Origin of the sequence: Pseudoalteromonas sp. T1lg75 (assembly GCF_002964705.1) — a bacterium.
Classification (GTDB): Bacteria; Pseudomonadota; Gammaproteobacteria; order Enterobacterales; family Alteromonadaceae; genus Pseudoalteromonas.
This window is the reverse complement of sequence record NZ_PQCD01000053.1, coordinates 48,839-60,811: the sequence shown is the minus strand read 5'-3', so window position 1 is coordinate 60,811 and position 11,973 is coordinate 48,839. Positions and strand designations below refer to the sequence as shown.

Sequence of the window (11,973 nt, the reverse complement as noted above, 5' to 3'; positions counted from 1 at the left end):
CACATTAATACCTATGGCTGACATGCTCTCTTTGCAGCCAGCGGCTAAAGCCTTGCCTGATTTTAGCGGGTACTAATACCTGAACCTGCTGCGCACTAAGCTCCCGACAGCGCTGTGCCACTTGCGCTTTGACTACGCGCTTAAACACATTTCTGCCCTCTGGATTATGTAGCAAATAGCTGATAAACGCCCAACTGGAACGATATAACTTGCTGCTATCACCATCATTTTGCCACAAGGCCTCTGCTTGCCATAAATGGCTTGGACTATAAACGCTGTTTTGTAGCCAGCCCTTGCGAATCCAACTCGGGTTGGGATGTACCATCACCAATTGCAGCTCAATCTCGGTATGCTCAAAATACTCCGCCAAACCTTCATTGAGCCAAGAAGGCGTATTCCCTAAGACTGCGTGATTTATGGCGTGCACCGCTTCATGTATGGCTGTGCGCATGGTTTGTTCATCCCCCCGATATTCGATATAGGCTTCATTGGAACGACGGAAATAACTGCCGATACTGTTTGAGGAGCTACTGCCGGCTCTGCGTATGGCCGCCAGGTAACTACTGCGCGTCGGCAAGACATGTAGGCGCAAATGAACCTTATGCATCGCATCCTTCCCCACCACTTGGCTATAGGCTTTAAACACGCCATTTAAGGTCGACTCAAGCCGGGCTCTAAAGTCACTATTCATACTTGGCGCAATCAGCTCAAGGACAAAGTAATCCATCACATCAACACCATCGTACCGATATTCTTGCACCTCAAAGTCAGGCTTTTGGTCGCTAACATGACGCACGCCCTGGCTATCCGTCCAAGTGTAAATACCCTGAAATTGCTGAACCTTGAGCTCTCCTAAGGAGGTGTCTGTACAGGTAAAACGCTGCGCTGGGTTATGCTTGTTGCCCTTTGTCGTCACGGCGCTATTCCCGGCGCTTAACTGAGCTTGTGTGGGCTCAATGGGTTTGTCCAAGGGGGATTTATTCTGCATCGTCTCTGGAGCTAGAAGCGGTGCTTGTTTTGAGTCGAATAATTGCTGCAGCCAAGCTATAGACTCGGCTACAGACTGAGATAACTCCAGCTGCCTGCTCTGCAACTGATTAGCCCCGTGCGCCAGCGCTAAGAAAATGGCTAACCATATAAATATTTTGATGATTCTTCGTTCCATAAATCGTTTATTTATCTATTCCCTTTGCACCAGATCATAACAGCGATTACTGGACTGGGGTACAACTAGCATGGACAGCCAAGCAAATAATCCGGCTTATTTAACGCTAAGCTGGAAAAGTCCTCATGATGACAAAAATAAGGAAATTGATTATGAAAGCAGCAGTTGCCCATAGTTTTGGTGCCCCTTTACGCATTGAAGAGGTAGCCAAGCCCAGTATCGACGCCCATCAGGTGCTGGTTAAAATTCATGCCTGTGGCGTGTGTCACACAGATTTACATGCCTGCCATGGCGATTGGCCGGTCAAACCTAAACTCCCCCTCACTCCCGGCCATGAAGGTGTAGGCGAAATTGTTGAGCTGGGCAGCGCCGTCAGCCATCTAAAACTGGGTGACCGAGTGGGTATCCCCTGGCTTTACAGCGCCTGTGGCCACTGTGAATATTGCCTCGATGGCAAGGAGACCCTGTGTCTGGAGCAGCAAAATGCGGGCTACTCCGTCGATGGCGGTTTCGCACAATACTGCGCCGCCCATGGCGACTATGTGGTGAAAATACCCGAAGGACTAAGCTACCCGGATGCCGCACCGCTGTTTTGTGCTGGCGTGACCACCTATAAGGCACTCAAGGTATCCGAGACCAAGCCTGGACAATGGATGGCCGTTTTCGGCGTCGGCGGCCTTGGACACCTGGCGGTGCAATATGCCGTGGCCATGGGCATGCGGGTTGTGGCCGTGGACACGGGTGAGGCGAAACGTGAGCTGGCGCATCTGCTTGGGGCCGAGCACTTTTTCGACTTTAAAACGGACGATGTGGTCGACGCCATTAAAGAAGTCAGCGGTGGCGTGCATGGCAGTGTCTGTACTGCGGTAAGCAAAGCGGGTTTTCGCCAAAGCTATGATGTGGTGCGTCGCGGCGGAAAATGCGTGCTGGTCGGCCTGCCGCCGGAGGACATGCCCCTGCCTATTTTTGATACCGTGCTTAACGGCGTCAGCGTGGTCGGCTCCATCGTCGGCACTCGCAAGGACTTGGAAGAGTGTTTAGAGTTTGCCGCCCGGGGCAAGGTGAAAGCCATTATTACCGAGAAGCACCTTGATGATATTAACGATATCTTCGCGGACATGGAAAAAGGCGAGATCACCGGGCGCATAGTCATGAATATGCCCGAGTAATTGCATTCGGCCACCACAAGGTGGCCTTCTTATTTTCAAACGGCTAACACCCAAGCTCATCTCCTGGCCCGAATAGACATTACTCATTTGAGCCCCTCTCGACTATTAGCCACTGCCGACTATGGTCGCATTTTGCTCAGCGTCAAAAGCTCCTATTTTTATTAAGTCTCTCACAATTTTATTTTGGAGCCTTGTATGTCAGGCGAATATCAACGCACCTATCGCGCCTTTAGCGATAACCCCGAGCAGTTTTGGCTGCAACAAAGCGAGCGCATTGCTTGGTTTAATGCCCCACAGCAAGCCTATCATCAGGATGAGCACGGCTTTTATCATTGGTTTGCCGATGCCGAACTCAATACTAGCTACCTGGCACTGGATCAGCATGTCATGAACGGCCATGGCGATGAAACGGCGCTGATCTACGACTCACCGGTGACCGACAGCAAACGCCAGTATAGCTATCGCGAATTGCTCGATGAGGTCAGCAGGTTTGCCGGGGTTATGCAGGGCCTTGGCGTCGGCAAGGGCGATCGCGTGGTGATCTATATGCCGATGATCCCCGAAGCTGTGGTTGGTATGCTAGCCTGCGCCCGTCTCGGCGCCATTCACTCGGTGGTCTTTGGCGGTTTTGCCGCCCACGAGCTGGCGGTGCGTATCGATGATGCCACGCCAAAACTGATCCTCAGTGCCTCCTGCGGGGTGGAAGTTGACAAGGTGATCGAATATAAACCTCTACTTGACGAGGCGATTAGTCAGGCCCGGCATCAGGTCGAGCATTGTATTATCTACCAACGCCCACAATGCTATGCGCCGCTAAGCGAGCGCCGTGATATCGACTGGGCCAGCGCCATGAGCCACGCCCAAGCCGTGGCGGCGGTGCCGGTTGCCGGCGCCGATCCCCTGTATATTCTTTACACCTCGGGCACCACGGGCACCCCCAAGGGGGTGGTACGTGAAAACGGCGGCCATGCGGTGGCCATGCATTACAGTATGGAAACCGTATACGGTATGCGCCCAGGCGATGTATTTTGGGCGGCCTCGGATATCGGCTGGGTGGTGGGCCACTCCTACATAGTCTATGCGCCGCTGATTTATCGCTGTGCCACCGTACTATATGAGGGCAAACCGGTGCGTACCCCAGATGCCAGCGCTTTCTGGCGCGTGGTTGAAGACTATAAGGTGACGGCCCTGTTCAGCGCCCCAACCGCCTTTCGTGCCATCAAAAAAGAAGACCCCAGCGCCCAGGGCTTTAAACAATACAATACCTCTAGCCTGAAACGCCTGTTTTTGGCCGGTGAGCGCTTAGATCCGCCCACCTATGAGTGGTTAAAAGAGCACACCCAACTGCCGGTGCTCGACCATTGGTGGCAAACGGAAACCGGTTGGGCCATCGCCTGCAACCCCATCGGCATTGAAACCCTGCCCACCAAGGCCGGCAGTGCTACAGTGCCAACCCCGGGCTTTGATGTGCAGATACTCGATGTTCATGGCGAACAATGTGAAACCAATGAGCATGGCGCGGTGGCCATCAAACTCCCCATGCCTCCCGGATGCTTGCCGAGTATCTGGCAAAATAACGAGCGCTTTAAAAGCGGCTACTTAAGCCAGTATCCGGGCTATTACCTGTCCGGCGATGGTGGTTACTTCGATGAGGAAGGCTACCTGTTTATTATGGGCCGCACCGATGATGTGATAAACGTTGCCGGCCACCGCCTCTCCACCGGTGAAATGGAGGAAATAGTTGCTGCTCACCCGGCGGTGGCCGAGTGCGCGGTGTTTGCCATCCATGACAGCCTTAAGGGGCAAATCCCCATGGCCATGGTGGTGCTTAAAGACGACTTTATCGGCGGTCATGATGAGGTCGAGCAGCAGCTTCGTGCCTCGGTGCGCTCCACCATAGGCGCCATTGCCTGTCTGCGGGATATTGTCTGTGTACCGCGCTTACCGAAAACGCGTTCGGGAAAAATACTGCGTAAAAACCTGCGTCAGTTGGTTGATGGCGAGGAGTTGCAGATCCCCTCCACCATTGACGATGCCAGCATCTTCACCGAGATAAGCGAGCAGCTGCAAACACGTTAGGTAAACAGAGACAAAATCGGGGCGTTAACTCGCCCCGCTGTTTATTTCCAGCGCGCGATAAAAGCAACAAATTCCTCAGCCGTTAATGGCTTAGCACACCAGTATCCCTGCACCTGATCACACCCCAAGCGCGCCAAGCTCTGCCACTGCTGCTCGGTTTCTACGCCCTCGGCAATGGAACCAATATTCAGCGCCTTAGCCAGTTGCACCATGGCGTTGACTATGGCCACATCTTCCGGCTCACCGCTGGTCAAGTCATCGATAAAGGATTTATCTATTTTCAGTTTATCGACATCGAATCGCTTTAAATAGCTCATCGACGAATAGCCGGTACCGAAATCATCGATGGACACCCTAAAGCCCGCGGCGCGAAGCGATTTAATACGCTTAAGCACAGAGTCCGGATCCATCAGGGCAATGGCTTCGGTAAGTTCCAATTCAATGCAGTTAGCGGGCACGCCATGCTGCTCGACTTCGCGCATCAGCTTGGTTAGCAAATCCTGGTCTTCAAAGCTTGCGGCAGACAAGTTAACGGCAAAAACCAGGTTGCCGTGCCCCATTGCCAGCCATTGTTTGATTTGCGCCAGCGCATGGCTAAACACCCAGGCATCGAGGGCCTTAATTAACCCTGCACTTTCGGCCACAGGAATAAACTCTGCGGGCGAGACCATGCCAAGCTCACGTGAGTGCCAACGTAGCAGCACCTCGGCACCCACCACCTGACGATTATCGATGCGCACCTGGGGCTGAAATACCAAGGAAAACTCGCCTTCGAGCAACGCCATATTGAGGGCATTGATCACTTGCAGTTGCCGCGACGCATGCTGGTTCATCTCCAGCGCATAGAATAAGAAGTTATTTCGGCCGCGTTTTTTTACTTCAAACAGCGCCGCCTCGGCCAATTGCAACAGCCGTTGACTGTTATCACCATCGTGGGGATACAGGGCCACACCGATAGAGGCGGTAAGCACTATGTTTTTACCGTCAATATTTATCGGCGTACGCAGCGTTTCGAGGATACGCTGGGCCTTACAGGACGCACTGTTGGCATTGGCGTAAGGCATGAAAAAAGCAAAGCGATCACCGGGCAAACGGCAAATCAACTCTTCTTCATCGCCGACATTGAGCAAGCGCTGAGCCAGGCTTTTGAGGATCACATTACCCTTGTCATAGCCCAGGGCCTCATTAAGCACCTTAAAATTATCCAGACCAATGGACAGCAGCGCGCCCTCAGTCAGCTTGTTTTTCGAGCGCAGGGATGCGAATACATGCAGCAGCATTTTCACATTGGCCAGCCCGGTGAGCTGATCATAGTAAGACAGATGATGGATCTTAGTTTCGTTTTCTATCTGCGCGGTAATATCATGCTGAAAGGAAATATACTTGCTCACCGTGCCGTCTTTATCCCGTATCGGGTAGATGGTGGTGCGCTCGATCAGCTCTTCCCCTTGCCTGTTACGGTTGATCAACTCTCCGACCCAGGGCTGGTGAGCTTTGAGGTTATGCCACATGGAGTGATAGACCTGAGGAGCGGTTTTTCCCGAGCTTAAAATCGCCGGGTTTTTACCGAGCAGCTCTTCGCGCGTATAACCGCTGAGCTCAACATAGGCACGGTTCACATATTCGATCTTCACTTCGGTATCGGTGATCAGAATCGGGTGCGGGTTCTGCTCTACCGCCAATGACAATGTGCTCATCTGCTCGTCCTGACGCAAACGGTTCAGCCAGTGCCAAATAGCCAGCAACCAAATAGTAATGGCCTCTACATCACGGGCACTAAAGCTGCGCTCTTCGTTACTTAATAACATGACCATGCGCACAGTTTCTTGCTCGTAAACCGGTACTGCCATCATTGCGCCCAGTGCCGATAAGCCACACTGAGGATGAGCTTGGGCCTCCTCAAGTGTACGGATAAAGTGCTTTTGAGTTTGCAGTTGTGGTGACAACTGCCATAGCTGCTCGCCGGTGAGTGCTCGATTACCCTCGCCTTCGCTGGCCAGCAAGTGAAACTGGCCAAGGTCGTCGACGGCATACAAGCCGAGACTCCGACACGGCACCAAGTAATGCGCATACTGCGCGCCATGGTTCAGCAACGCCGACTCACAACCTTTGAAAGCGATATCGGATAAACCCAATAATCCTTCTTTAAGCCTTGCTTCATGAGCCAGGGCATCAGCTTGTGCGGCACGCTCGCTCACATCACGAACCACCACCAAGTAATTCACACTGCCCTGCTCTGCCAGTTTCACCACCACACACTGATAATGACGAAGTTGTTGTCGTCGACTAACAACCATGTCCGCTACTTCGGCCATGCCCTGGCGCTTTGCCTCGGCCACGGCGTTATAAAGACGCGTCTGATCTTTGCCGGCGAAAAGCCCGTAGATACTGCGACCTATGCTTTCACCGTGCAGTAAAAAAGGCTCATTCTCTTTGCTGTGGCTGCTCACGATCGTACCCTGCTCGTCTATTTCGAACACCAACTCCGGCAAGGCACTTAAGGTTGCCCCCAAGCGCCGCTGCGAATGTTCAAGCTCGAAAAAGGGTCGGGTAATGGTGGCCACAAACAAGACTTGGTAAAGCAATATATAGGCGGCAATTTTATAAAAGTGGCCAGCCAGGTTGAGCGAGTCACTGATGTTGCTGTAAAGGGTAAAGCAATATTCGCTGAAGACCATCAGCACCGCGACCACAAATAAGTGGCTCACATTGTGATTCTGCCGCGCCTTGGCCAGGCGCAATAAAAAGAGCACGGCGGCAAAGGCATAGAGCGCCATCAGCAGGTATTCAAAATTACGTTTAAAATCGGTCAGACCCTGTCCGGGGATATAATTCGTTGGTAGCCAATGAGGAAAAAACAGCAAGACATAGCTGATACCCAGAGCACAGACCCCGGCCACTATTAGCGAAGGATAAATACTGCTCGCACGCATTCGCCACCATGGCTCTGCCGCCAGGGCAATGATGGCGACGGCGGTGAAGATACGACCTGCGAACCAAAAATGAAGCGACTTATCGGTGCTAGCCGGGGTAATAAAACCCGGCATGCCGGCAAAGGAAAACACATGTTCAAAGTCGAGCACCCCTACCCAGAACATCACAGCGCATACGAATAAAAAGGTCGGGTTTTTAATATACCTGCGAGCGCTCCAGCCTACCGCAAAGATCAACACAGAGAATATTATGGAGACCAGCTCCAAGAATGAATGCACCAGTATATAGTGCTCAATAATGCTCACCAGACCGAGCTGCTCACTCAGCAGCGACAACACCATAAACACCAGAGCAATTACTAAATGCCGAGCGCTTTTTGACCATTCTTTTACATGACTGGGATGAATAAGGTTACGCACCAGAGAATTTGACCGAAATAGAAAGTTAGCCGAGTTATTTTTTCGAACGAGAATCGAAATAGCATCTAACACGCTGAATATAAAGCGTGTTTTGGCGAATATAGCATAGCCATGGCGGCATGTAACTTATTAACCCAGCTACAACATGGCGTTTAACCAATTGCTCATTATTACGTGCTTTTTGATTAATATTTACAACGCGTTATTAAACTTTACCTAAAGAATATCGGCCCTTTTAGCTTCTTCGAAACAACCGCAACCTAAGCATCTTCTTGCTTGCTCATAAAATCGGCCATTCGCTGCATTAGCTCCTGCTCGCTTAAGTCTTCCTTATGGGTGCCTATGGTCCACACATGACCAAAAGGGTCTTCCAAGGTGCCGGCACGAGCGCCATAAAATTGGTCGTGAACAGGTCTCACTTCCTTAGCTCCTGTAGCCAGGGCCTTCGCGAATACCGCATCCACATCCTCCACATACAGCATCAGGCTCACGGGTGTGCCTCCTAGGGCCTGCGGACTTTGAAAATGCGCCTGCGGGCACATGTCCGCTAACATAATGTGGGAGTCGCCGATTTTCAGCTCTGCATGGGCAATGCCGCCATCGGGCATGGGCATTTGCATGACCAATTCGGCGCCAAAGGCCTGTTGATAATAGCTGATAGCGCGAACCGCGCCGTCAATGATCAAATAAGGGGTGATCGCATGGTAACCGGGAGGAATGGCTGAAACCGTCATAAATTAGACTCGCTGTGGTAATTACACTCAGTTTAAGCTTAGTCGACAGACAGCAAGCAAGTACCTTATCAGTGCCCGGCAACCAGGTATATTTCGCGGCGTTTTCAAGCTAGTATCGGATAATATTGATAAGGTGATGGACGCCAGATAATGATCAATACCCTGAGACTACGCGCTTGTGGCGACTACTCAAGCCTGGGGGAGGTATTTGAGGTGCTGATAGACGGCACACCCTTGCTGGAGCTGGTAACGCAATTCGAACAGCGCTTTGATCCCCATATAGGCGGCGCCTATAGAGCGGCACTGAGCCTTGACGATATCAGCAAGCGCATGTTGGAAAACAAGGCAACCCTGATGCCACTGGCCTGTGATTGCGGACAGTGGGAATGTTGGTACTTACTTACCCAAGTGTATTGCACCGACGACTATGTGTGCTGGAAGCATTGGCATAACCCCTATCGCGACGCCCAAAGCACACAGCATTGGGATTACCGTGAATTTGATGTATTCACCTTCGACAAAACGCAATATCAGGCGGAAATCGTTAAGGCATTAAGGTAACGACTTAAAGGCTCAATTATGGATGAACGGGAACTGCAGCATTATCTGCGTAGCGTGATCAACGAGGCGGATGTCGCCTTGCTCTGTGATGATTGCATCGGTGCCCTGGCTTTGGTTGTGAGTCGCTTGCACGCCCTCTACGAATTCGATGAAAACCTGCATATTCCGTTACTTGATGAGCTTCCCCTGCGCTACCGTGCTGGAGAGATGGACACTCCCGAGCAGATCCGAGCCTTTTTCAAGCGCCACCTAGACTCCTTACCCGGCGATACCCTGCCACCGCCACAGCCTATCGAAGGCAAAACCCGGTAGCCCAAACGAGCCATTCTGAGACCATTTTCAATGCCGGGTTTTAACCCGCCCCGCTCTCAATCACCATCCCGCAAAATGCAAAAATAATCTAAAAACGCAAAAATAATGCACATTTGTTAAAATAAACCAAAACCTTAGCCACAAAAACAACAACCTCAAGAATTTGAATTTAAATGGTTTTTTCATGACCAACCACAATTTACCCAAAACAATTACAAAAAGCCGTAGCATTTATTTAACAACTGTGTTTTCATAATCGGGCCTAACGCGGTAACCGAATTACAACTGGCGGCAACCGCGTCAACGTCAAATACCCTTGTGTCACCAAGGCACAATGACAACACAATAATTAAATTAAGGTATTCACTATGAAGTCTAAATTCTCTCTCGTTGCTACGGCCACCCTATTGGCTCTAGGCCTTGGCTCAGAAGCAGCACTAGCAAACTCTTTACAACCGAATTTAGGCAGCAAGGATAAAGCTGAACAAGTAAAAACGAACGGAGCGAGCAAAGAGCGCGTAATCGTAAAATTTACTCGCGGTAAGTCTGCCGAAGTAAAATCGCTGGCGAAAAAGCTAGGCGGTGAGATTAAAGTTGATCTGGCCAAGCACGATGCCTTCGCCATGGAAGTACCAGCGGCGGCTCTTAAGGGCCTGCGTAACAACCCAAATGTTGAATTTGTAGAAGCCGACGTTAAACGTCACCTACTTGCCACCAACCTAAACACCACAGAGGTTGAGCCATGGGGTATCAGCCGCGTGCAAGCGGATATCGTTTCCGATGAGCTAGCCGGCAACCGCACCGTATGTATTATCGACTCAGGCTATGACATCCGTCACTCGGATCTAGATGCGAACCTGGTATCAGGCACCAACGACTCAGGTACCGGCCAATGGTCAACGCCAGGCGGTTCACACGGTACTCACGTTGCCGGTACCGTAGCCGGTATCACTAACGGTTCGGGTGTTGTGGGTGTAATGCCAAACGGCAATGTAAACCTGCATATCATTAAAGTATTTAACGAGTCTGGCTGGGGCTACTCTTCAAGCTTGGTATCAGCAGTTGATGACTGTGTGGCAGCGGGCGCCAACGTTATCAGCATGAGTCTAGGTGGTGGTGGCAGCAGCCGCACCGAAGGCAATGCTTTTGCCAACTACTACAGCCAAGGTGTACTAAGCATCGCCGCGGCAGGTAACGACGGTAATACCGCTCACTCTTACCCGGCTTCATATGATGACGTGGTATCGGTAGCGGCCGTTGATTCTGGCAATATGCACGCTAACTTCTCACAGCGCACCAACCAGGTTGAACTTGCCGGTCCAGGTGAAGCCGTACTGTCAAGCGTAGGTCTAGGCGACGGTCAGCTAGCACAACTAAGTGTTGGCGGTACCGACTACTTCGCTAATGGCGTGGTACCACACCTGTTCTACAACAGCAGCCTGTCATTTGACCCTGCGGGCAACAATGGCTCAGCCAGCGGCGCGCTAGGCGTATGTACTACAACGGGTACTTCATACTCGTGTGGCGACATGACGGGTAAAATCTGTCTTGTTGAACGTGGTGAAAACCAAGGTGACAGCTCGACCTCAACGGAAAATTCATACCCTGAATACCGTGGCGCCAATGCCTGTGCCGACGCCGGTGCCGAAGGTATTATCGTTTACAGTAATGCTGCTCGCCCGGGCCTACAAGCGCCATTTATGGTTGACTTCAATGGCAAAATTCAAGGCATTCCAACGGCCTCAATTGACCGTGCAACCGGCCTTGAGCTAGCTGCAAAAGCGGGTCAAACGGCGAGCCTATCTAAAGTAGATGGCCAGGACTGGGATTACTACAATGGTACATCAATGGCGACCCCTCACGTGAGTGCGGTTGCAGCCCTGGTGTGGTCATATCATACCGCCTGTTCGGCAGCGGAAGTGCGTAACGCCCTGGCAGTTACTGCTGAAGATTTAGGTGCTGCCGGTCGTGACGTGAAAACCGGTTACGGTCTGGTTAAAGCACAAGCGGCCATCGATTACCTAGCGGGTACTAGCTGTGGCGGCGGTTCATCTGACAATGCACCGGTAGCGGATTTCAGCTTCTCATGTGATGCCCTGGCTTGTAGCTTCACCGACGGCAGCTCGGATGACAACGGCGTAACCGGTTACAGCTGGAACTTCGGCGACGGCGCTAGCAGCTCGGCGCAAAACCCTAGCCACAGCTATGCGGCAGACGGTTCATACACTGTGACGCTAACGGTAACCGACAGCGCCGGTCAAACCGACACCAGCTCACAAACCGTGAATGTAAGCAGCGGTGCTACGGGCGGCTCTATCGACCTAAATGCGTTTGGTTACAAGGTAAAAGGTCGTCAACGCGTAGACCTAAGCTGGAGCGGTGCAAACAGCAGCAATGTTGATATCTATCGCAACGGCGCGGCTATCACCACCACCAACAATGACGGTGCTTACACTGACGCTATCAACCAAAAAGGCGGCGGTGTATACAACTACTCAATCTGTGAAGCAGGCACGACTAACTGCTCTGCAACTGTAACCGTAGTTTTCTAAGCCTTAGTTAAACTACCGATACATTGCAACACCCATGCCGGTCTATAT

8 protein-coding genes are annotated in these 11,973 nt (G+C 51.7%); 5 read left to right on the top strand and 3 right to left on the bottom strand.

What is annotated here, in order from left to right:
* Positions 1-4: 4 nt before the first annotated feature.
* Entirely contained in the window at positions 5-1,165 is a 1,161-nt protein-coding gene (locus tag C2M36_RS12890) for a DUF4124 domain-containing protein (protein ID WP_105255238.1), read from the bottom strand.
* Between the two features lie 152 nt (positions 1,166-1,317).
* Here C2M36_RS12890 and adhP point away from each other — a divergent pair, with 152 nt between their 5' ends.
* Together adhP and C2M36_RS12880 are read left to right on the top strand one after the other, a co-directional pair.
* The gene (adhP, locus tag C2M36_RS12885) at positions 1,318-2,334 is read left to right on the top strand and encodes an alcohol dehydrogenase AdhP (RefSeq protein WP_105255237.1); all 1,017 of its coding nucleotides are present in this window, start codon (positions 1,318-1,320) and stop codon (positions 2,332-2,334) included.
* 195 nt (positions 2,335-2,529) lie between these two features.
* On the top strand, positions 2,530-4,413 hold the full coding sequence (locus tag C2M36_RS12880) for a propionyl-CoA synthetase (RefSeq protein WP_105255236.1): 1,884 nt from the start codon (positions 2,530-2,532) through the stop codon (positions 4,411-4,413).
* Positions 4,414-4,454: 41 nt separating this feature from the next.
* Here C2M36_RS12880 and C2M36_RS12875 read toward each other — a convergent pair whose 3' ends face one another.
* Complete coding sequence (locus C2M36_RS12875) at positions 4,455-7,766, bottom strand: bifunctional diguanylate cyclase/phosphodiesterase (protein WP_158678945.1); 3,312 nt, start codon at positions 7,764-7,766, stop codon at positions 4,455-4,457.
* 260 nt (positions 7,767-8,026) lie between these two features.
* Positions 8,027-8,500 (bottom strand): VOC family protein, encoded by a 474-nt coding sequence (locus C2M36_RS12870; protein WP_105255234.1) that lies wholly within the window; start codon positions 8,498-8,500, stop codon positions 8,027-8,029.
* Positions 8,501-8,650: 150 nt separating this feature from the next.
* On the opposite strand from C2M36_RS12870, the gene C2M36_RS12865 reads away from it, so the two are divergent.
* The 3 genes from C2M36_RS12865 to C2M36_RS12855 all read left to right on the top strand — a co-directional run bounded on the left by C2M36_RS12865 (position 8,651) and on the right by C2M36_RS12855 (position 11,925).
* Positions 8,651-9,061 (top strand): hypothetical protein, encoded by a 411-nt coding sequence (locus C2M36_RS12865; RefSeq protein ID WP_105255233.1) that lies wholly within the window; start codon positions 8,651-8,653, stop codon positions 9,059-9,061.
* An 18-nt stretch (positions 9,062-9,079) separates the two neighbouring features.
* The gene (locus tag C2M36_RS12860) at positions 9,080-9,373 is read left to right on the top strand and encodes a hypothetical protein (protein WP_105255232.1); all 294 of its coding nucleotides are present in this window, start codon (positions 9,080-9,082) and stop codon (positions 9,371-9,373) included.
* 368 nt (positions 9,374-9,741) lie between these two features.
* On the top strand, positions 9,742-11,925 hold the full coding sequence (locus C2M36_RS12855) for a S8 family serine peptidase (protein WP_105255231.1): 2,184 nt from the start codon (positions 9,742-9,744) through the stop codon (positions 11,923-11,925).
* Positions 11,926-11,973: the final 48 nt, after the last annotated feature.